Here is a 21,633-nt window from a genome sequence, read left to right as displayed (position 1 = left end):
GGCAACGGAAGGAACCCAGAAATGGCCGAACGGTCTTTTGCCAAGGAAGTCGAAAAGCTCAGGCTCGGCGCCGGCGAGGAGTTTGCCGGCGAAGGCATCCTCGCTATCACCAAGGCGCTGCTGCAATGCGGCGTCGGCTATGTCGGCGGCTATCAGGGCGCGCCGATCAGCCATCTGATGGATGTGCTGGCCGACGCGCAGGACATTCTGGGCGAGCTCGGCGTGCATTTCGAGGCCAGCGCCTCGGAAGCCACCGCCACCGCCATGCTGGCCGCCTCGGTGCATTATCCGATCCGCGGCGCGGCAACTTTCAAGTCGACGGTCGGCACCAACGTCGCCTCCGACGCGCTTGCCAATCTGGCATCCGGCGGCGTCACCGGCGGCGCGCTGATCATCGTCGGCGAGGATTACGGCGAAGGCTCCTCGATCATGCAGGAGCGCAGCCATGCCTTCGCCATGAAGAGCCAGGTCTGGCTGCTCGACCCGCGCCCCAATTTGCCATCGATCGTCAAGGCGGTTGAGGATGGTTTCGAGCTGTCCGAGGCCTCCAACACGCCTGTCATGCTGCAGGTGCGTATCCGTTGCTGCCACGTGCACGGCCATTTCATCGCCAAGGACAACAAGCGGCCGCCGATGACCGTGGCCGATGCGCTGGAGGCGCCGCGCCGCGACACCGGCCGCATCGTGCTGCCGCCCGCCTCCTTCCTGCATGAGAAGGAGAAGGTCGCGAAGCGCTGGCCGGCGGCGGTAGATTTCATCAAGAGCCGCAAGATCAACGAGATCTTCGGTTCCGATCACGGCTCGGTCGGCATCGTCATGCAGGGCGGCATGTACAATTCCGTCATCCGCGCCCTGCAACGCCTCGGCTTGGCCGACACCTATGGCGAGACGGATGTACCGCTCTATGTGCTCAACGCCGTCTATCCTCTGATCGATGATGAATTCCTGTCCTTCTGCGAGGGCAAGCAATCGGTGCTCGTGGTCGAGGAAGGCCAGCCCAACTACATCGAGCAGGCCTTTGCCGCGATGCTGCACAAGGCTGGCCGCGGCACCAGGCTGGTCGGCAAGGAGCACCTGCCGATGGCCGGCGAATACACCGGCCAGGTCATGCTCGACGGCATTGGCGCCTTCCTGCGGGCAGAGGCGCCGCATCTCTTGCCCGGCGAGGTGCGCGCGCCGAACAAGGTCGGCGACGGCGTCGACACCGCCGACCTGATCAATGTCGTTCCAGGACGACCGCCCGGTTTCTGCATCGGCTGCCCGGAACGGCCGATCTTTGCCGCGACCAAGCTGGTCGAACAGGAAATCGGCAAGCACCACATCGCCTCCGACATAGGCTGCCATCTGTTCTCGATCATGCCGCCCTTCGAACTCGGCGCCACCACGATGGGCTACGGGCTCGGCCCGGCCTCGGCCTCGGCCTTCAATTCGCCCGACGCCAAGCGCCGCTCGATCTCCTTCGTCGGCGATGGCGGTTTCTGGCACAACGGCCTGACCTCCTCGATCGGCAATGCGGTGTTCAACAAGAATGACGGCGTCATCGTCATCGTCGACAATTTCTATTCGGCCGCCACCGGCGGACAGGACATTCTGTCGTCGCGCGCGGGCAACAAGACCAAATCGACGAAGCACCCCATCACCGAGGCGGTGAAAGGCATGGGCGTCAAATGGCTGCGCCATGTCGACCGCACCTATGATGTCGGCAAGATGCAGGACACGCTGCGCGAGGCGCTGACGACCGAGGAAAAGGGTCCGAAGGTCATCGTCGCCTCGTCCGAATGCATGCTCAACCGCCAGCGCCGCGAAAAACCTCTGGTCGACAAGGCGATCAAGGGTGGGACGCGCGTCGTCAAACCGAAGTTCGGCGTCGATGAGGATATCTGCACCGGCGACCATGCCTGCATGCGGCTGTCCGGTTGCCCGTCGCTGTCGGTGAAGTCGCTCGACGATCCGCTGCGCGACGACCCGGTGGCAGCGATCGACCAGAGCTGCGTCGGCTGCGGCAATTGCGGCGAGGTCGCAGATGCGGCGGTGCTGTGCCCGTCCTTCTATCGCGCCGACGTCGTGCACAATCCGAGCCGCTGGGACCGCTTTCTCGAGACGACACGCCGCGCCACGATCGGCCTGTTGCAGCGTCGCCGCGAAAGCCGCCGCCTGATCTTCGCCGATGCTTGACGCTGTCCCGCCATTCCGCGCCCGCCCCGGCGCTCAGGATAGCGAGCGCGTCATCAAGCTTGCCGTGCTGGCGGTCGGCGGCCAGGGCGGCGGCGTGCTGGCCGACTGGATCACCGATGTCGCCGAGCGCAATGGCTTTGTCGCGCAATCGACCTCTGTCGCCGGCGTCGCCCAGCGCACCGGCGCCACCATCTACTATGTCGAGATGGCCCGCGACACCGGCCGGCTGCCGGTCTTCGCGCTGTCGCCTTCGCAGGGTGATGTCGACATCCTGATCGCGGCGGAACTGATGGAAGCCGGCCGCGCCATTATCCGGGGCTTCGTCACCCCCGACCGCACGACGCTGATCGCCTCGTCCCACCGCATCGCCGCCGTGTCGGAAAAGATCGAGCCTGGCGACGGCAGGGCCTCGTCGTCCAAGGTGCACGCGACGGCTGAAGCGGCCTCGAAGCGCTTCATCGCTTTCGACATGGAAAAGATCGCCGCCGACAATGGCTCGATGATCTCGGCCAGCCTGCTTGGTGCGCTGGCCGGGTCCGACGCGCTGCCGTTCACCCGCGCAAGCTACGAGCAGGCGATCGGTGCCGGCGGCCGGGGCGTGAAGGCCAGCCTCGCTGCCTTCGGCGCCGCCTACGATCGCGCGCGCGGCACCGCGACACCTGCGCCAAAGGCGGCTGAACCCGCGATCGTGGGCTCCGCCTTGGGCGCCGGACAGGTGAGTGGCCCGCAAACCCTGCTGCAAGGCTGGCAGGCCCTGGCCGCCCGCATCGATGTGATGCCGGCGGCAGTGCGCGACATGGCGCTTAGGGGCCTGAAAAAGGTCGTCGACTATCAGGACATCGCCTACGGGCGCGAATATCTCGACCGGCTCGATAGGGCCGTCGCGCTGGACGGAGCGGATCGTGGATATGCGCTGTCGATTGCTGCCGCCAAGCACCTGGCCAACGCCATGTGCTACGACGACATGATCCGTGTTGCCGATCTCAAGACGCGTTCGACGCGCGACAGGCGCGTGCGTCGCGAGGTTGGCGTCAAGGACGGCTCGATCCTGCAGGTGACTGAATATTTCCACCCACGCATCGAGGAATTCTGCGGGACTTTGCCAGCGGGGTTGGGCCGTTACATCGAGAACCGGCCGAAGCTCGCCGCCTTTCTCGACCGCCGCATCAACCATGGCCGCCGCATCCGCACCGACAGCCTTGCCGGCTTTGCCGCCTTGTGGTTCATCGGTGGCCTGCGCCGCTGGCGTCGCCGTCTGCTGCGCCACGAGGTCGAGGTCGCCCATCTCGATCGCTGGTACGCGCTGGCGCTCGGTTACGTGCCGGTGGACTATGCGCTGGCTGTCGAGATCCTCAACTGCCGCCGGCTGATCAAGGGTTACAGCGACACCCACGTCCGCGCCCAGTCGAAATTCGACCGGGTTCTGTCGGCACTCGACATGCTCAAGGGCCGCGAGGATGCCGCCGACTGGATCCGCCGCTTGCGCGAGATGGCCCTGAAGGACGAGAAAGGCGACATGCTCGACGGCGCGCTGAAGACCGCGGCGACGCTCAACGAGAACGAAACCGACTGACGGACCTTGTGACGCTCAGTCGTCACGCAACGAGCCGCGCATGCCGCGACGAAGCGCCCGCCCCGGCGCTGCTTGCTTCCTGTTCGAAATCCTCAGCCGAAGAGTTGGAATTACGTCGATTGGTCAGCCACCATCAGCTGGTCCGGCTTGAAGCCGGCATGCTGCGGGGTCCAGACATCGCCTTCGCGATTGAACCAATGGCACATATACGTGCCGGAGGCGGCACCGTCGCTCACTGTCATTTTCGGGCCTCCGGACTTCAGCTTGACGACGTCTCCGGTATTGAAACTGTTGGGCATTTCGACCTCCCATGCTGACGAGCATGAGTTTCCCACCAAACCAGCATCTCGACAATGGGAATGCGCTCGGCCAGCATCGCGATCGCGGTACCAGGCAGCGCTTTGGATTCCGGCACCATAGTGGGAACGGAGGGAAGTGGTGCCGCTTGCGGGCATTCAATTGGTTCAATGTACTTCCGGTCTTCCGCTTGCTGTGCTGCCATGCTAAATTCAAAGGGATTCACATCAGATTATAGATTTGTCACATGATACCAATCTATATTGGGTATGATCCGCGCGAATCCCGAGTTCTAGACGTAGCGCGATGGAGCGCGTACCGGCGGACAAGCACGCCGTTGCAGATACAGCCACTCGTGCTCAAAGACCTTGTCGCCCAAGGAATCATGACCCGCCCGATTGAGGTCCGTGATGGCAAGCTCTGGTGCCCGATTTCCGAGGCGCCGATGGCAACCGAGTTTGCCATATCGCGCTTTGCCGTTCCGTTCATGAGGCAAGGCGGCTGGGCCATGTTCTGCGATTGTGACGTCCTGTTTCTGAAGGATCCAGCCAAGCTGCTCGACCTGCTCGATCCCGCCTACGCGATCATGGCGGTCAAGCACCAGCAGCGCGAATCCGAAGCGGTCAAGATGGACGGGCAAACGCAGACGTTCTATCGCCGCAAAAACTGGTCGTCGGTCGTTTTGTGGAATCTGGATCATCCCGCCAACAAACGGCTGACCAACGAGATGCTTAATACGTGGCCCGGACGTGACCTCCATGCGTTCAAATGGCTTGAGGACCATGAGATCGGGGAATTGCCGCTGGCATGGAACTACCTCGTAGGGGCTTCGGCTTCCGAACTCGACCCCGCCGATGTCTCGTTGGCGCACTACACGCTCGGCGGTCCTTGGTTTGCGGGCTGGCCCGGCGCCACGCAATGGGACGAATTGTGGAGCCGGGAAGAGGGCATTCTGCGCTCGTTTGAGGAACAGGCGGTTCAGATTCCCGGATGAAAACTGCGCTTTCGGATCTTTTGCCAACCTTCCCAAAGCCAATTCTTCGCTTGCCCAGGGGCACGGGCCCCGCCTTGGTGATGGGGTCGGCGCCGAATTTTCGCCTCCCGCAGGGACATGATGCCGATTGGGCACTTGTGACCGTCAATGCTTCCCAGCTTTTGGCGGAAACCTTCGGCCTCCCCGTTCCTGATATCGCCCTGATCCGCCGCGGCATTTTAGTCGGCAGGAGCGAGCAGGACTTCTACAAGCGTGATTTGTTAAAGGGGCGGCAGGCAAAGCATCTGATTGTCCCGGTTTGGCCGGACGTCGAGGACAAGCTGAAAGCCGGTTGTCGCACCTTCAACTACCGTTATGACACCTTGCAGGCGCTTACCAAATGGCAGCTTGCCAACATCGTTTGGCGGCTAAGCGGCAAATATCATGTGTCCCGCGGCTGGCACCGGAAAATCTCCACCGGAGCCTTCGCGATCGTGCTGGCGCGTTTCGCCGGTTTCGCCCCTGTTGTAGTCAGCGGGTTTTCCCTGTCCCAGGCCGGGCATGGATACGACACCCGAAATGCCTTTCGATATCACGCCAACGAAGATGCGGATTTGCTTCGACGGGTGGTGAGAAGAGGCGAGCCGATCTACGCGGAGGATGCAGATTTCGCTGCGGAAAGTGGATTGCCCTTGTGGCAGGCACAGACGCGCGCAGATGGTTTCAAGCCCTTCGCGGTCAACAATGGAGGACTGTGAACGGGGGAACTGGTGCCGCTTGCGTGACTCGAACACGCGACCCCCGCATTACGAATGCGGTGCTCTACCAACTGAGCTAAAGCGGCCAGGAAAGCCAAGGCCTCCAAGATGGGCTGGGTGATAGACGCAACCGGCCGCGAATTCAAGATGCGACTTGGCAAATCGTGCGGCGGCTCCTCCGTAGGGAAATCGGCCGCGGTATCCGTCGCCGCTCGGTCGTGAGGGCGGCGCCTGGGCCGACATGCGCCTGCTCGCAGGTGACGACAGGCGAAACTGCCGCTTTTGCTTGCCGTACATCGCCGGAATGGACTTTCGACACCTGGACAAGGCAAAATGCTGGCCGTCGCCCGTTGATTGATCGGTCGCCTGCGGCTAACCATCGTGGCAAGCTTGGAGCAACGCAAAGAGGGATCCCGCTTGGACGCGATCGAAAAAGCGATCCGGAACGCCTTGGAAAGAGGCAACGCCGAGGACCGTCCGTTCCGCGAGAAGGTCTATCGATCGGCTTTCGCCGCGCTCGACCGTGCGCTCCAGGCCAATCCCGGGGTGACCGTGGAAGTCGCCATCAAGCGGCGCAAGGCCATACAGGCCAAGATCACTGAAATCGAATCCGAGTTCCTGCCGGCGGTGGCCGACGCCGGCCCCCAGGTCGACGTACCGGCGGCCGAACCCGCGGCTGATGCAGCGCCCGCCGTCGAGATCGGCACGAAAGCGCAATCGCCCGCCGTCGCCGTCGATGGGCCCGTGCAATCCGCCGCCGATGCGCCGCGTTCGCGCATTCTGCCGGTCGTTCCCGACATCATGCCGGACGCTGCCCTTCCTGGCGGGCCGGCTATCGACGTCTCCGCTCCCGATTCGTCCGCCGCGGCGGAAGTGGCGCCGGATCGCGATGAGCGTCGCATTCGAGGACGCCGTCTGCCGCTGACGACCATCTTCCTGACCGTGACGTTGCTCGCGGCAGTCGGCATCGGCCTGTTCTTCGCCATGCAGACCGGCGTGTTCAAGACGGCGGCGCAGCTCGATACCGCTCCGCCGCAAGCGCCGCCGACCGTCGAGGATGATGATTTCACGCCGGCTGACGGAGCCAACGCGCCGGTCAAGCCCGGGGCGGAGGAGCAGTCGCGCGACTGGATCAATGTCTTTTCACCGACCGACCCGACGCATGTCAGCGCTCCGTCGGATGCCAAGGCCGAGGCGATGAAGGATGACACCGGGCCGTTCCTGCGCATTCGCTCGGGCGCTTCCGGTTCGGCGATCAGTTTCGACGTCGGACAAGGCGTGCTGGAGAAGCTCGCCGGCAAGCACGCCGTGTTCGACATCGTCGCCCGCGCCGAGGACGGCAAGGACACGCAGATTTCCGTCGACTGCAATTTCGGCGAGCTTGGCGACTGCGGCCGCAAGCGCTACGCGGTCGGCCAGCAGCGCAACGAATATCTGTTCGACGTGAAATTTCCCGGCAAGCGTCCGGGCTCGGCCGGAACGATCGCCGTCAATTCCGATTTCGACAAGCAAGGCAAGGCCGTCGACATCTACGAAATCCGCGTCTCGATCGAGCCGTAAAAATATCCGGCGTGGGGCAAGGTGACCTTGTCTCTTGCATGACGTTGTTCCGGAACGAATCCGGGCGACATGATCAGCGATCGAGCAGTGCCTGCAGCGTTTCGATGCGGTCGGCCTCATTGGCGGGCTTGTCCCAGCGCAGCCGCGAGATGCGGGGAAAGCGCATGGCGACGCCGGATTTGTGCCGGGTCGAACGGTTGAGCCCCTCGAAGGCGACTTCCAGCACCAGGCCGTTGTCGCGGTCGGCGCGCACCGAGCGCACCGGTCCGAAGCGCTCGATCGTGTTGTCGCGGACATATTTGTCGATCTGCCTCAACTCCTCGTCGGTGAAGCCGAAATAGGCCTTGCCGACCGGCACCAGCTCCTCCTCGCCCACCGCGCCGGACCAGACGCCGAACGTATAATCCGAGTAGAAGCTGGAGCGCTTGCCGTGGCCGCGCTGCGCATACATCAGCACCGCATCCACCGTGTGCGGGTCGCGTTTCCATTTGAACCACGGGCCTTTCGGCCGGCCGGCGACATAGGGCGAATCCCAGCGCTTCAGCATCACGCCTTCGATGATCGGGTGCGGCGGCGCCCGGCGCAGATCCTCCAGCGCCTGCCAATCCGTGAAGTCGACGAACGGCGACAGATCGAAGCGGCTCGGGTCGAGCGTCTGCACGAAGATTTCGAGACGGCCGCGCCGCTCGCGAAACGGCAGCGCGCGCAAATCCTCGTTGCCGATCTGCAGCAAATCGTAGCAGCGCATGAAGGCCGGGAATTGCTGCTGCATCCTCAGTGTCACCGTCTTGCGGTTCAGACGCTGCTGCAGGTCCGAGAAGGTTCCCGTGGCCTCGCTGGGATCGCCGACCAGCAGTTCGCCGTCCAGCGTCGCGGAAAAATCCATCGCCTCGGCGAGATCGGGAAAAGCACCGGAAACATCGTCGCCGGTGCGCGAATAGACCCGGCGGACGCCGCCTTCCGACACCGCCTGGACGCGGATGCCGTCCCATTTCCATTCGGCCGCATAATCGGCCGGGTCGAGTTTTTCGAGGTCGTTGTCGCCGACCGGGTTGGACAGCATCACCGGTCGGAACAGCGCCAGCGCCGTGCGCTCCGGCTTGCCTGCCTTGCCTTCCAGCCAGGCGAACAGCGCCGTATAGGGCGGCGTCAGCCCGTGCCACAGTTCCTCGATCTCGGTGACGTCGACCTTGCCGAGATCGGCCAGCGCCTGCTTGGCCAGCCGCGCCGAGACGCCGATGCGCAAGCCGCCGGTCACCAGCTTGATGATGGCGAAGCGCGCCGAGATGCTGGCGCTGTCGAGCAATCGCGCCAGCACCTTTGGCCCGTCGGAGCGGCTCGCCGCCTGCAGCTTCGCCACAACCTCGGCCAGCGTCGGCTCGCGGTTCGGTATATTTCCCGGTTCCTGCGGCCAGACCAGCGACACCGTCTCGGCGAGATCGCCGACATAATCGTAAGAATAGCCGAACAGCACCGGATCCATGCGCTCGGTGACCAGGATGCGCAGCATCGCCGGCTTGACCGCGGCTATGTTGAGATCCCCGGTAATGGCCGCCAGCGCCAGCCCGCGATCGGGATCCTCAACGCTGCGGAAATAATCGGTGAGCAAGGTCAGCTTGCCGTTGCGCGACGGCGTCAGCACCAAGCGGTCGAGAAGTTCGGCGAAGCGGTTCATGACAGGATGCAACTCGCCAACAATAGAGGTTTGCGTTCTGTGGCGCCGTAGAGCGCTACATCGGCCACAAGTGCCATCAATCGCCCTCGTCCTCATACCCCACCAGATGCAGCGGGCGCGCGGCAATGCCTTCCAGTTCGCACCAGCGCACCAGTGCTTCCTCGCGGCCGTGCGTTACCCAGATCTCCTCGGCTCCGGTCTCCTTGATGGTGGCGGTCAGTTCGTCCCAGTCGGCGTGGTCCGAGATGATCAGCGGCAGTTCGACGCCGCCTTGCTTGGCGCGCTGGCGGATGCGCATCCAGCCTGACGCGAAGCACGAGATCGGATCGGGAAAACGCCGCGCCCAGCGGTCCGCGAAGGCCGATGGCGGGCCGATGACGATGGCGCCTGCGAAATCGTCCTTGCCGCCGCCCTCCACCGTCGCCGGTTCGAGCATGCCCAGGTCGATGCCCTGGCTCTGGTAATACTCGCTGAGCTTGGCCAGAGCGCCATGGATGTAGATCGGCCGGTCATGGCCGGCGTCGCGCAGCAGCCGCATCACCCGTTGCGCCTTGCCCAGCGCATAGGCGCCAACCAGATGCGAGCGTTCGGGAAACTGCGCCGCCGATTTCAGCAAGCGTGCGATCTCTTCCGTGTCGGGTGGGTGGCGAAATACCGGCAGGCCGAACGTCGCTTCGGTGATGAACACGTCGCAGCGAATCGGCTCGAACGGCGCGCAGGTCGCATCCTTCTGCCGCTTGTAGTCGCCGGAGGCGACGATCCGTGTACCCTGGTGCTCGACGGCGATCTGCGCCGAGCCCAGCACATGCCCGGCCGGATGGAAGCTGACGGTGACGCCGTCGAGGGCAATCGTCTCGCCGAGCCCGGCCGCTTGCGTTGTATCGGCGAAACCCTCGCCATAACGCAGCCCCATGATGTCGAGCGTCTGCTGCGTCGCCAGCACCGAGCGGTGGCCGGAGCGCGCATGGTCGGAATGGCCGTGCGTGATCAGCGCCCGGTTCACCGGCCGCACTGGATCGATGAAGAAATCGCCCGGCGGGCAGTAAAGGCCCTCGGGCCGGGGGTGAAGCAGGTCGCGGGCGCGCATCGCCCCAAGATAAGATATAATTCCGTCGCGGGAAGCCTGTTGTAAGTCACTGCTGACTCCAGCATATACGCGCGCCGGCTTCAGTTGCAGGCGGGATCCATCGCCATGAAACCGCTCCAGACCTCTTCGGGCGATTTGAACGCCGATCGGCGCGCCGATTATGCCGAGATGCTTCATGCGTCCGGCGACCATGCGCAAGCGGCCGAACTGTTGCTCGGTGCGCTGGAACTGGCGCCGCAATGGGCCATGGGCTGGTTTCGCCTTGGCGAGATGCAGGAAACGGCCTGCAGGCTCGATCTCGCGGCACAGGCCTGGACGATGTCGCTGAAGCTCGATCCATCGGACCGTCAGGGCGCCGCACTCAAGTTGCAGTTGATCGGCAAGGGACCGGCCGCCTCGGCGCCACCCGGTGCTTTTGTCGAAGCCCTGTTCGACCACTATGCCGAAACATTCGATGCGGCGCTGGTCGGCAAGCTCGACTACCGGTTGCCCGAAGCTCTTGAAGAGGCCATCCGCAAGGCAAGGCGTGGTCGCTTCGGCCTGGCGCTCGATCTTGGCTGCGGCACCGGTCTGATGGGAGAGAGGTTGCGGCCGATCGTCGATCGGCTGGAGGGGTTCGATATCTCCACTGGCATGTTGAAGAAAGCGCGGGCAAAAGGCGTCTATGACGCGCTCACCAAGGTGGATTTGCAGGAATTGTCCTATTCAGGCGGCAAGGCCGATCTGGTGACCGCCGCCGATGTCGTCATCTATGTCGGCGCGCTCGAAGGCCTGATGGGGACGGTGGCCGGCATGCTAGCCGACAATGGCCTGTTTGCTTTCTCCGTCGAGAGCCTGGCGGATGGCGGCGACTTCGCGTTGCAGCCGTCACGGCGCTACGCTCATTCGCGGTCCTATGTCCGGCGCGTTCTTGCGGTCAATGGCCTTTCGATCCTGTCGTTGGAGCCGACGACAATCCGGCTCGATCGCCGAGAGCCCGTCAAAGGGCTGGCCGTCGTGGCGATCAAGCTGCCGGCGGCTTGAGGCGTCGATCTTCTTCGGTCCGACCGAAATCCGTGCTTTGAAAAAGTCCGATTTGCGTGCGCGACTGATATTTGCGATCTGGTCGCGGCAGGGCGGGATATCAGGAGGAGCATATCGGATGCGCTGGAATATGATGATCTTGGCATCTTGCCTGGCAACCGCCGGCTGCGTGGGCAATTCGATGTCCGAGCGGCAGGACGCCAACATAGAATCCTCCCTGCAATATGACAGCGTGCCATGCGATCAGTTGCTGGCGCAGCGCAACGGGTTGGCGCAGCAATACAGCCTTCCGACGACCGCAAAGCCGACCTTCTCCAATCCCGCGATGGGCTTCGGCCCGTTCACGCCCGACCTGCGTTCCAAGGCCAAGCGCGACAGCGACAAGGCAACCGGCGAGATCGATGCCATGAACCGGTCGATCGAGCGCCGCGATTGCGGCAAGCCGGACAAGCAGAAAAAGCTCGCGCTGCCCGGCTGAAGATCGGGTGCGTCGTCATCAACTCTGAGGGATCGTGGCATCTCCATCCGCTGCATTCTCCGGCAGGCGTCGCGGCATGGATCCTAGGGTCTGCGCCGCGTCGCTGCGCTCCTTGCTCCGCCCTAGGATGACGACCGGAGAGATGTTTTCGGCTAACCTAACCTCGAAGGTTGTTGACTACCATTGATGCCCAACCGATGCCAAACTCCAACGCCCACGATTAGCCTCAGGCCTCCATACCTTCGTCATCCTAGGGCGAAGCAAGGAGCGTAGCGACGCGGCGCAGACCCTAGGATCCATGCCGCGACATCAGACGAAGGATGCAGCGGTTCAGAATGGCAGTCCTATACTATACGCGGCGCGCGTCGAAACGCACGTAAGGCAGGCTTGCCCGAGCTAATATCCCGCCTTCCGGTCCACCAGATTGTCGAGCTTTTCGCCGCGCTCGAAAGCGTCCATCTGGCGCAGCATGATCGGCACCAGGTGCACAGGATCGGAGGTCGCCGCGGCGTGCGGCGTCACGAACACTTTTGGATGGCTCCACAGCCGGCTGGTCTTCGGCAGCGGCTCGACCTCGAACACGTCGAGACTCGCTTCCTTCAGCGTGCCGTCGTCCAGCGCCCGCACGATGTCGGCGTCCTTCTGCAGCCGGCCGCGGCCGACATTGATCAGCACCGAGCCGCCGAGACCGTTGCGCTTCCTCAATTCCTTCAGCACGCTGTAGTTGACGATGCCTCGGGTGTCCGGCGTCAGCGGTAGCAGCACCACCAGTATATCGGTGGCATTGAGGAACGGGATCAGCCCGGCCTCGCCTGAATAGGTCGCAACCCCGTCCATCGGCCGCTCGCTGCGCGACCAGCCATTGACGGCGAAGCCGAGCGACAAAAGCACCGAGGCGGCGGCGCGGCCGAGATTGCCGAGGCCCATAATGCCGACCGAGATGTCGCCTGCCGGCCTTTGCGGCGGGTCGTGCCAGGTTTTCTTCGCCTGTTGCGACCGGTAGAGCATGCCTTGGCGATGGTGGTCGAGCACCCGCCAGACGACGTATTCCGTCATGTACTGCGTGAGGTTTTCGGCGACGACCTTGACGATCGGGACGTCCGGCAGACCGGGGTCGGCGAAGATATGGTCGACGCCGGCGCCGATCGAGAAGATGGCGCGCAGGTTTGGCAGCGACGACAACAGGTTCGGCTTCTGCTTCCACACCACGGCATAGGTGATCGACGGATCCGTGGCGCTGTCCGGCTCCAGCACCACCTCGCGCTCCGCCGACAACAGGTCGCGCCAGCGCTGCGGATGAAAGCCGGTGACGGCAAGCAGGATACGGCCTTTTTCCATCGCGGTATCTTCAAGTCCCTTGGTGCAAGTCACTCGCTGACGATGCCGACCGGCGCCGTCTCGATCTTGAAGGCGGCCGAGATCAGTGCCCGAGTATAGTCGGTTTGCGGATTTTCAAAAATCTGCTGGGAAGGCCCGGATTCGACGATCTGGCCGTTGCGCATGACGATGACGTCGTTGGCAAGCGCCCGGATGACCTTGAGGTCGTGGCTGATGAAGAGATAGGCGAGGTCATGCTTGGCCTGCAAGCTGCGCAGGAGATCGACGACCTGCGCCTGCACGCTCATGTCGAGCGCCGATGTCGGCTCGTCCAGCATGACGAAGCGCGGATTGAGCACCATGGCGCGCGCAATGGCGACGCGCTGGCGCTGGCCGCCGGAAAACTCGTGCGGGTAGCGGTTGCGTGTCGCCGGATCGAGACCGACCTCTTTCAGCACGGCGGCTACCTTGTCGTCGCGCTGGTCGGGCGATAGCTTCGGTTCGTGGATCTTGAGGCCCTCCTCGATGATCTCGGCTATCGACATGCGCGGGCTGAGCGAGCCAAACGGATCCTGGAAGACGATCTGCAATTCGCGCCGCAGCGGCCGCATGGCGTTGAAGGACAGCTGGTTGATGTCGCGCCCGTTGAACTGGATGGCTCCGGTCGACGAAATCATTCGCGCCAGCGCCAGGCCGAGCGTCGTCTTGCCCGAACCGGATTCGCCGACGACGCCAAGCGTCTGGCCGGCGCGCACGGTGACATCGATGCCGTCGACCGCCTTCACATTGTCGACGGTGCGGCGGAAGAACCCCTGCTTGATCGGAAACCAGACCTTTATGTCCTTGCCGGTCATGACCGGCTTGGCCGCGGCGTTGGCGGCGGGCGGCTTGCCTTTCGGTTCGGCCGCCAGCAGGTGCCGCGTATAGGCGTGCTGCGGGTTGGCGAAAATGTCCTTGGTCGGTCCGGTCTCCACGATCTTGCCCTTGGTCATCACGCAGACCCGGTCGGCGATCTTGCGCACGATGCCGAGGTCGTGGGTGATGAACAGCATCGACATGCCCTTGCGGCTCTTCAGGCCGGCCAGCAGTTCGAGGATCTGCGCTTGCACCGTGACGTCGAGCGCCGTCGTCGGCTCGTCCGCGATCAGGAGTTCCGGTTCGTTGGCCAGCGCCATGGCGATCATGACCCGCTGGCGCTGACCGCCGGAGAGCTGATGCGGATAGGCGTCGAGGCGCTTCTGCGGATCGCGGATGCCGACCTCGTTGAGCAGGGCCAGTGTGCGCGCCCTGGCCGGTCGGTCGGCCATGCCTTGATGCAGCTTCAGGATTTCGACGATCTGCTGCTCGATCGTGTGCAGCGGATTGAGCGAGGTCATCGGCTCCTGGAAGATCATGGTGATCTTGTTGCCGCGTACCTGGCGCAATTGCCTCTCGCTCATGGCCAGCAGGTCGGCGCCCTGGAACAGGATCTTTCCCGAGGGGTGGCTGGCGCTGGGATAAGGCAGGAGCTTCAGCACAGACAGCGCCGAGACGGATTTGCCGGAGCCGGATTCGCCGACCAGCGCCACCGTCTCGCCCTTGGCGATGTCGAAGGAGATGTGATCGACGGCCAGCGACTGCTGTCCGCCTTGCGCAAAGGCGACGCTGAGGTCGCCAACGGAGAGCAAAGAAGCAGTCATGTATCAATTTCCGCTATGACTTTATCAAGGGCAGAAATCTCCGGTCGTATGATCGAAATTTGCGCTGTCAGTTGGGGAGGGACAAGCCGATTTGGCGTGACAGAATAGGCATCCTTCAGTCTGATATCGGCAGTCAGAAATTGTGTGCATCCGAAATGCATCGCCGTCGAAAGATGAATAGCATCCGGCAGCCTAAGCGAAATGAATTGCGAGCGAAGCTGGGCCGCGTGCCAGAGAACCTCGCGAGTTACCGTTCCAATCGAGACAAACGCATTACCGATCGAGATATTGTCATAGAGCTCAACAAGCGGCTCATTGCTCTTTTTCAGAGGGTCAACCACCAACTCTGCCAGCACGAGTTCGCTTGTCGCGAGGAAAGGCTGCTTTCTGCCCTCGCTCAGTGAAATGAGCTGAAGCAGTTTTTTTGCCAGAGCATCGTTGTTTTCGAAAGCGTAGATGAAAATGTTCGTATCGACGTAAAGCCGGAAGGCGGCCATCAATCCTCCCACTCATCGCGGAGGGCACGAACACGCGCAACAGCCTCTTCGAGACTTGTTCCCGACGCGTTGGCCTGCGCATTCCGCATAAGTTCAAGCAATTGTTTGTGGCCGAGAGGCCGCTTGCCTTCCTCTTCCACCGTCACCTTAACCGAGGCACTTAAAGCTATACCCTCTCGCAGTTCATCCGGGAGTTTGGATGCAGGGTAATGCTCAAGGATCACCTTATTCACAACTCTGTCCTTCCGTGGGGTACGACATGCGGAACTGCCGTTTGTGACCCGTCACTGACTGCGGCCATCAGTCGTTTCGGCAATTGATTCACACGCTCATTTCGCTCAAGCTGCCGCACTGGGAATATATCATGCTGAATGCCGGTCCGCATCGTTGTCATCTGAACGTCTTGCGCGGGTCGAAGGCGTCGCGCGTCGCCTCGCCGACGAAGACCAGCAGCGACAGCATCAGCGAGATGACGATGAAGCCGGAAATGCCGAGCCAAGGCGCGTTGAGGTTGCGCTGCGCCTGCTTGAGCAGTTCGCCGAGCGAGGCGGAGCCGGGCGGCAGTCCAAAGCCGAGATAGTCGAGCGACGTCAGCGTCGAGATGGAGCCGCTGAGCAGGAAGGGCATGAAGGTCAATGTCGCCACCATGGCGTTGGGCAGGAGGTGCCGGAACATGATAGTGCGGTTGGGCACACCGAGCGCCCGGGCCGCGTTGACATATTCGAAGTTGCGGGCGCGCAGGAATTCGGCCCGCACCACGCCGACCAGCGCCACCCAGGAAAACAGAAGCATCAGGCCGAGCAGGATGAAGAAGCCCGGCGGCAGGATGGCGGCGATGATGAGCAGGAGATAGAGCACCGGGATCGCCGACCAGATTTCGATGAAGCGCTGGAACAGGAGATCGGTCCAACCGCCGAAATAACCTTGCACGGCGCCGGCAGCGACGCCGATCAATGCCGAGCCGGCCGTGAGAATCAAGCCGAACAGCACCGAAATTCGGAAGCCGTAGATGACGCGCGCGAGCACGTCGCGCGCCTGGTCGTCGGTGCCGAGCCAGTTCCAGTTGCCGACGTTGCAGGCCGGATCATCAGCCCCTTGCGGATACTGGTTGCAGCGCGTCTTGGCGTCATATTGCCATGACGGCTTGGCGGGCGCGGCTTCCGGGATGGCGTTGTTGACTGTCTGGTAGGAGTAGCGCACCGGCGGCCAGATCATCCAGCCATTGGCGTTGATCTCGTCCTGGATGACCGGGTCGCGATAGTCGGTGACGGCGTAGAAGCCGCCGAACTTTTCCTCGGGGTAGGCGACCAGCACCGGAAACAGGATCTCGCCCTTGTAGGAGGCGATGATCGGCTTGTCGTTGGCGATGAATTCGGCGAACAGCGACAGCACGAACAGCACAAGGAAGATCCACAGCGACCAGTAGCCGCGCCGGTTCGCTCTGAAGTTCTGCAGCCGGCGCTTGTTGAGCGGCGACAGAAACGGCCGCGGCATCCGCTCCGGCACAACCCCGGCGGTATCACTTGCCTCCGACATCAGACGTCTCTCCGCTCGAAATCGATGCGCGGATCGACCCAGGTGTAGATGAGGTCGGACAGCAAACCGACGAACAGGCCGAGAAGCGAGAAGATGTAGAGGTTGGCGAACACCACCGGATAGTCGCGTTCGACCACCGAGCGGAAGCCGAGCAGGCCGAGCCCATCGAGCGAGAAAATGTTCTCGATCAGCAACGAACCCGTGAAGAAGGCCGAGATGAAGGCGCCGGGGAAACCCGCGATGACGATCAGCATGGCGTTGCGGAAGACATGGCCGTAGAGGACCTGCCGTTCCGACAGGCCCTTGGCCCGCGCCGTCACCACATACTGCTTGCGGATCTCCTCCAGGAACGAGTTCTTGGTCAGCAGCGTCGTCGTGGCGAAGGCCGACAGCACCAGTGCCGTCAGCGGCAAGGTCATGTGCCAGAGATAGTCCGCGATCTTGGCCGGCCATGACAACTGGTCCCAATTGTCCGAGACGATGCCGCGCAGCGGGAACCAGTCCCAGAACGAGCCGCCGGCAAACAGCACCATCAGCATGATGCCGAACAGGAAACCCGGAATGGCATAGCCAACGATGACGACGCCGCTGGTCCAGATGTCGAAGGGGCTGCCGTCCTTCACCGCCTTGCGGATGCCGAGCGGGATCGAGATCAGGTATGACAGAAGCGTGATCCACAGGCCGATCGAGATCGACACCGGCATCTTTTCCAGGATCAGGTTGAGCACCGAAATGTCGCGGAAATAGCTGTCGCCGAAATCGAACCGGATATAATTCCACAGCATGAGGCCGAAGCGCTCCAGCGGCGGCTTGTCGAAGCCGAACTGCTTCTCCAGCTTCTTGATGAATTCCGGATCGAGCCCTTGCGCGCCGCGATATTTCGAGCCGACGTCACCGGCGACATCGAGATTGGAACCCCCCGCGTCGCCACCGCCGCCGCCACCGAGGCGATCGCTGCCGCCCTGGTTGGTCAGCTTGGCGATGACCTGCTCGACCGGGCCGCCCGGCGCGAACTGGATGACCGCGAACGATATCGCCATGATTCCGAACAGCGTCGGGATCATCAGAAGGATGCGGCGCAGGATGTAGGCGCCCATCAGGCTTTCTGCCCTCGTTGGGCGAACATCTTAGCCTTTGCCAATTTTTGCCGCCTTGCCCTTATCGAACCACCACAGCGCCTCGACCGGAAAGCCGAAATCGGGTTTTTGTTCGGGGAAGCCGAACATGTCCCAATAGGCGCTTCGGTGATTCGCCAGGAACCAACTTGGAATCCAATCGCGCCGCGCACGCAAGACCCGGTCAAGCGCACGCATCGCCACGGTCAGGGTTTCGCGATCCTTCGCGGCACCCACGGCGTCGATCAGCGCGTCGATCGCCGGGCTCGAAATGCCCGGCAAATTGCGCGAGCCGGAGAGCTTGGCGGTTCCGGAATGGAAGAAGACTTCGAGATCGTCCCGCGTCGGCGTCGCGCTGAACGAGAAAGCGGCCGACAGCAGATCGAAATCGAACGTCGCCTGCCTGGACTGGTATTGCGCCGGATCCACCAGTCGGATCGTGGCGTCGATACCGATCGCCTTCATGTTGGCGACCCAGGGCGAATAAACCTGCACGAAGGTGTCGTCGTCGACCATGAACTCGGCTGAAAGCCTGCCGCCCTTGTCGTTGACGACAAAATCGCCCGAGCGTTTCCAGCCGGCTGCGTTGAGAAGCTTCGCCGCCTGGCCAAGCAGCTTGCGGTCGCGTCCGGAGCCGTCCGATGCGGGCTGGGTTACGGCTTCGCCGAAGGCCTCCGCCGGAAGCTGGCTTCGCAGCGGCTCCAGCAGGGCCAGTTCTTGCGGCGACGGCAGTCCTTCGGCGAGAAAGTCCGACTTTTCGAAGCAGGAATGCGAACGTTCGTAGGAGCCATAGAAGAAATTGCGCCGCGTCCATTCGAAGTCGAAGCAGAGCGCGATCGCTTGGCGCACGCGCGCGTCGCGAAACTGCTCGCGTCGCTGGTTGACCGCCGTTCCCTGCATGGTCGGCTGCTTCTCGGCCGGGAATTCGTGCTTGACCACCTTGCCGGTGGTAAAAGCGGGAAAGTCGTAGGCGGTTGCCCAGACGCGCGAAGTGAACTCCTCTCGGTAAGTGATTTCTCCCTTCTTGAAGGATTCGAAGCCGGCCATGCGGTTCTGGTAAAACTCGATGCGGATACGGTCGAAATTGTTCTGGCCGCGATTGACCGGAAGATCACGGCCCCAATAGTCGGCGACGCGGTCATATTCGATCCATGCACCGGCCGAGAAGCGCCCGACCTTGTAGGCAGCGGAGCCGAGCGGCGGGTTCAACTGCGAAGAGTCGAATGGATTGGCCATGTAGAAGGCCTTCGACAGGATCGGGAACACCACGACATTGAGCACGGTGCGGGCGGATTGCTTGCCGGAGAAGGTAAGCCGCAGCGTGCGATCGTCTTCGGCGACGGCATCGACCAGATGCGTCAGCGACAGCGACAGGTCGGGGTGACCCTTCTCCTTGTAGAGTTTGAAGGTGAAGGCCGCGTCCTGCGCCGTCAGCGGCGAACCGTCATGGAAACGGGCTTCAGGGCGAAGCGAGAAGGTGAAGCTGTTGCGGTCATCCGACAACGTTACGCCATCGGCGATCTGCCCATAGACGGCGTCGGGCTCATCGAGCGCACGCACCATCAGTGCGTCGAAACACATCTCCATGCGCGGCGGCGCATCGCCCTTGTCGGTGAAGGAATTCAGCGTGTTGAAGGTCTGCGTGTCCTGGTTGTAGCCCCAGTTAGGCGGCGAGAAATTGAAAATCCCGCCAATCGGGGCATCGACATTGACATAGTCGAAATGCGTGAAGTCCGCTCTGTATTTGAGGTCGCCGAAGGCCGACAGGCCGTGCAGCTTGGTGCCGGTTGGGATCTCCGCGAAGGCCGTGCCCGGCAGCAAGGCCGCCGCCGCGGCGGCGCTGCCCAGGGCCAGGAAATCGCGGCGGGGCAGGACCGCCATCAATTGCTGCCCTTGTACTTCGCGGCGAGCGCCTTTTCCTTTTCGGGATCGATCCACCAGGAATTCTGGTCGGCGCCGATATAGCTCGGTTGTTTGGCCGGAATGCCGAATTTGTTCCAGTAAGCCAGCCAGACCACGGCTCGATAATACTGTGGCACGACGTAGTAATTCCACAACAGCACCCGGTCGAGCGCATGGGTGGCGGCAACCAGATCCTCACGGTCGGTTGCGAAGATGATGCGGTCGACCAGGGCATCGACGACCGGATTCTTGATGCCGGCGTAGTTGCGCGAGCCCGGCCTGTCGGCGGCCTTGGAACTCCAGAAGTCGCGCTGCTCATTCCCCGGCGATTCCGACTGGCCGAGCTGCCCGATAATGACGTCGTAGTCGAAGTTGTTGACCCGGTTGACATATTGGGTCTGGTCGATGATGCGCAACGTGGCGTCGACGCCGATCTTGCGCAGATTGGCGATATAAGGGCTGGAGATGACCTGGTCGGTGTCGTTCCAACCGAGAATCTCGAGTTTGAACGGCTCGCCGCTCTTGGCGTTGACCATCTTGCCGCCCTTGATCACCCAGCCAGCCTTGGCGAACAGATCAACGGCTTGCTTCAAATATTTGCGTTCGGCCTGCGGCGAATCGTAGACCGGCAGCTTGAATTCCTGGGTGAACAACTCGGGCGGCAGCTTGTCGCGATACTGTTCCAGAATTTCCAGCTCCTTGCCTTGCGGCAAGCCGCTGGAGGCCAGTTCAGTGCCTTGGAAATAGCTGCTGGTGCGGGTGTTGAAGCCGTAGAACAGCGTCCGGTTCATTGTCTCGAAGTCGAAGGGATAGAGCAGCGCGGCGCGCACCAGGCGGTCCTGGAACTGTGGGCGCCTCTGGTTGAGCATGAAAGCCTGCATCGGCTCTGGCGAGGTGGTCTTGAATTCCTGCTTGATGACATCGCCGGCCTTCACTGCCGGGAAATCATAGAATGTCTTCCAGCGCTTCGAGCTGTTTTCCGGCTTGATGTCGTCAAGCCCGCCCTTGGTGAAGGCTTGCCAGGCGGCATTGTCATCAAGGATGTAAGTGAAACGCTGCGTGTTGAAATTCTCGCGGCCGATCTTCACCGGCAGCTTGGCGCCCCAATAGTCCGGCACGCGCTGCCAGACGATTTCCGAACCGGGCTTGAAGCTGGCGATCTTGTAGGCGGCGGAGCCCAGCGGCGGCTCCAGCGTGGGTCGGGTGACGTCACGCTTCTTGCCATTGGCGTCGGTGCCTTCCCACCAATGTTTCGGCAGCACGGCGAGGTCGCCGAGGATCTTCGGCAGCTCGCGATTGCCTTTCTGGCTGAAATGAAACTCGACTTCACGATCGGAGACGGCCATGGCATCGGTGACGTTCTCGAAATAGCGGCTGTACATCGGGCTGTTCGCCTTCAGCACCTGGAAGGACCAGATCACATCGTCGACGGTGATCGGCTGGCCGTCATGCCATTTCGCGCGAGGATCGAGCCGGTAGGTGGCAGAGGAATAGTCGGCCGGATATTTGTAAGCGTCTGCGACCAGCGGATGGCTGGTACTGCCTTCGTCGGTCGCTTGCTCCATCAGCGTGTCGTAGAGCAGGCCGCCGCCGAACCCGACGAGGCCCGCGGCAGGCGAACCCTGCACGATGTAAGGGTTGAAGCTGTCGAACGTGCCGAGAACCACCGAATTCAGCGTGCCGCCCTTGGGCGCGTTCGGATTGACGTAATCATAGTGCTGGAAATTGTCGCCGTATTTGGACTCGCCGATCAGCGATGAGGTGGTGCGCCATTCGTCGGCATTGGTCACCTGCAATCCCGCCACCAGAAGCGCTGCCGCCAGCAACGGCTTGAGAAGCGTTCGGCCAACCATCATGCACTGTCCTCTTCGCGATACGTGCCAGATCAATCCAGAAGGGCAATCTAGATGATTTGGCGCTCGTGAAAACCGCCATGCGCGGCTTTGTCGCCGCATATGCGTTCTGCCCAACAAAAAGCCGGGCTGAAC

Annotated in this window: 18 protein-coding genes and 1 tRNA gene; 7 read left to right on the top strand and 12 right to left on the bottom strand. The window is 62.5% G+C overall.

The annotated features are described in order from the left end of the window. The first annotated feature begins 21 nt into the window (after positions 1-21). Both NKJ26_RS04140 and NKJ26_RS04135 read left to right on the top strand, forming a co-directional pair. Positions 22-2,175, top strand: a complete 2,154-nt coding sequence (locus NKJ26_RS04140) for a thiamine pyrophosphate-dependent enzyme (RefSeq protein ID WP_352693919.1) — start codon at positions 22-24, stop codon at positions 2,173-2,175. Further along, positions 2,168-3,748: an indolepyruvate oxidoreductase subunit beta family protein gene (locus tag NKJ26_RS04135; protein ID WP_352693917.1), complete on the top strand. Its 1,581-nt coding sequence runs from the start codon at positions 2,168-2,170 to the stop codon at positions 3,746-3,748. Before NKJ26_RS04140 ends, NKJ26_RS04135 begins: the two co-directional genes overlap by 8 nt. 110 nt (positions 3,749-3,858) lie before the next feature. On the opposite strand, the gene NKJ26_RS04130 is transcribed toward NKJ26_RS04135, so the two are convergent. Further along, the gene (locus NKJ26_RS04130; RefSeq protein WP_352604886.1) at positions 3,859-4,047 is read right to left on the bottom strand and encodes a YodC family protein; all 189 of its coding nucleotides are present in this window, start codon (positions 4,045-4,047) and stop codon (positions 3,859-3,861) included. Between the two features lie 383 nt (positions 4,048-4,430). On the opposite strand from NKJ26_RS04130, the gene NKJ26_RS04125 reads away from it, so the two are divergent. After that, positions 4,431-5,039, top strand: a complete 609-nt coding sequence (locus NKJ26_RS04125) for a hypothetical protein (RefSeq protein WP_352693915.1) — start codon at positions 4,431-4,433, stop codon at positions 5,037-5,039. Further along, complete coding sequence (locus NKJ26_RS04120) at positions 5,036-5,776, top strand: hypothetical protein (RefSeq protein WP_352693913.1); 741 nt, start codon at positions 5,036-5,038, stop codon at positions 5,774-5,776. Before NKJ26_RS04125 ends, NKJ26_RS04120 begins: the two co-directional genes overlap by 4 nt. Before the next feature lie 10 nt (positions 5,777-5,786). Here NKJ26_RS04120 and NKJ26_RS04115 read toward each other — a convergent pair. Continuing rightward, positions 5,787-5,862, bottom strand: a tRNA-Thr gene (locus NKJ26_RS04115). Positions 5,863-6,193: 331 nt separating this feature from the next. Between NKJ26_RS04115 and NKJ26_RS04110 the strand changes: the two genes are divergently transcribed. Then, complete coding sequence (locus tag NKJ26_RS04110; RefSeq protein WP_352693911.1) at positions 6,194-7,336, top strand: hypothetical protein; 1,143 nt, start codon at positions 6,194-6,196, stop codon at positions 7,334-7,336. 73 nt (positions 7,337-7,409) lie between these two features. Here the strand turns inward: NKJ26_RS04110 and NKJ26_RS04105 are convergent, their stop codons facing one another. Both NKJ26_RS04105 and NKJ26_RS04100 read right to left on the bottom strand, forming a co-directional pair. Further along, entirely contained in the window at positions 7,410-9,011 is a 1,602-nt protein-coding gene (locus NKJ26_RS04105) for a cisplatin damage response ATP-dependent DNA ligase (RefSeq protein ID WP_352693909.1), read from the bottom strand. A 76-nt stretch (positions 9,012-9,087) separates the two neighbouring features. Continuing rightward, positions 9,088-10,098, bottom strand: a complete 1,011-nt coding sequence (locus tag NKJ26_RS04100) for a ligase-associated DNA damage response exonuclease (RefSeq protein WP_352604877.1) — start codon at positions 10,096-10,098, stop codon at positions 9,088-9,090. A 105-nt stretch (positions 10,099-10,203) separates the two neighbouring features. Between NKJ26_RS04100 and NKJ26_RS04095 the strand changes: the two genes are divergently transcribed. Both NKJ26_RS04095 and NKJ26_RS04090 read left to right on the top strand, forming a co-directional pair. Beyond that, positions 10,204-11,121 (top strand): class I SAM-dependent DNA methyltransferase, encoded by a 918-nt coding sequence (locus NKJ26_RS04095; RefSeq protein ID WP_352693907.1) that lies wholly within the window; start codon positions 10,204-10,206, stop codon positions 11,119-11,121. 118 nt (positions 11,122-11,239) lie between these two features. Then, complete coding sequence (locus tag NKJ26_RS04090; protein ID WP_352693905.1) at positions 11,240-11,599, top strand: hypothetical protein; 360 nt, start codon at positions 11,240-11,242, stop codon at positions 11,597-11,599. Positions 11,600-11,995: 396 nt separating this feature from the next. On the opposite strand, the gene NKJ26_RS04085 is transcribed toward NKJ26_RS04090, so the two are convergent. The 8 genes from NKJ26_RS04085 to NKJ26_RS04050 form a co-directional block, all read right to left on the bottom strand. Then, a complete protein-coding gene (locus tag NKJ26_RS04085; RefSeq protein WP_352693903.1) occupies positions 11,996-12,937 on the bottom strand; it encodes a 2-hydroxyacid dehydrogenase in 942 nt (313 codons plus the stop codon). A gap of 29 nt (positions 12,938-12,966) precedes the next feature. Then, the gene (locus NKJ26_RS04080; protein WP_352693901.1) at positions 12,967-14,595 is read right to left on the bottom strand and encodes an ABC transporter ATP-binding protein; all 1,629 of its coding nucleotides are present in this window, start codon (positions 14,593-14,595) and stop codon (positions 12,967-12,969) included. Next, positions 14,592-15,092, bottom strand: coding sequence for a type II toxin-antitoxin system VapC family toxin (locus tag NKJ26_RS04075; protein WP_352693899.1), 501 nt, complete (start codon positions 15,090-15,092; stop codon positions 14,592-14,594). The genes NKJ26_RS04080 and NKJ26_RS04075 overlap by 4 nt, the downstream gene beginning before the upstream one ends. Further along, positions 15,092-15,325, bottom strand: coding sequence for a hypothetical protein (locus NKJ26_RS04070; protein ID WP_352693898.1), 234 nt, complete (start codon positions 15,323-15,325; stop codon positions 15,092-15,094). Before NKJ26_RS04070 ends, NKJ26_RS04075 begins: the two co-directional genes overlap by 1 nt. A 157-nt stretch (positions 15,326-15,482) precedes the next feature. Next, positions 15,483-16,628, bottom strand: a complete 1,146-nt coding sequence (locus tag NKJ26_RS04065) for an ABC transporter permease (protein ID WP_352693896.1) — start codon at positions 16,626-16,628, stop codon at positions 15,483-15,485. Beyond that, positions 16,628-17,725, bottom strand: coding sequence for a microcin C ABC transporter permease YejB (locus NKJ26_RS04060; protein ID WP_352604861.1), 1,098 nt, complete (start codon positions 17,723-17,725; stop codon positions 16,628-16,630). Before NKJ26_RS04060 ends, NKJ26_RS04065 begins: the two co-directional genes overlap by 1 nt. Before the next feature lie 30 nt (positions 17,726-17,755). Beyond that, the gene (locus NKJ26_RS04055; protein ID WP_352693894.1) at positions 17,756-19,624 is read right to left on the bottom strand and encodes an extracellular solute-binding protein; all 1,869 of its coding nucleotides are present in this window, start codon (positions 19,622-19,624) and stop codon (positions 17,756-17,758) included. Then, the gene (locus NKJ26_RS04050; RefSeq protein WP_352693892.1) at positions 19,624-21,501 is read right to left on the bottom strand and encodes an extracellular solute-binding protein; all 1,878 of its coding nucleotides are present in this window, start codon (positions 21,499-21,501) and stop codon (positions 19,624-19,626) included. The genes NKJ26_RS04055 and NKJ26_RS04050 overlap by 1 nt, the downstream gene beginning before the upstream one ends. Positions 21,502-21,633: the final 132 nt, after the last annotated feature.

Origin of the sequence: Mesorhizobium sp. M0152, from assembly GCF_040322415.1 — a bacterium.
Lineage (GTDB): Bacteria > Pseudomonadota > Alphaproteobacteria > Rhizobiales > Rhizobiaceae > Mesorhizobium.
Note: the sequence above shows the minus strand (reverse complement) of the source record. Positions and strands in the feature narration are given on the sequence as shown.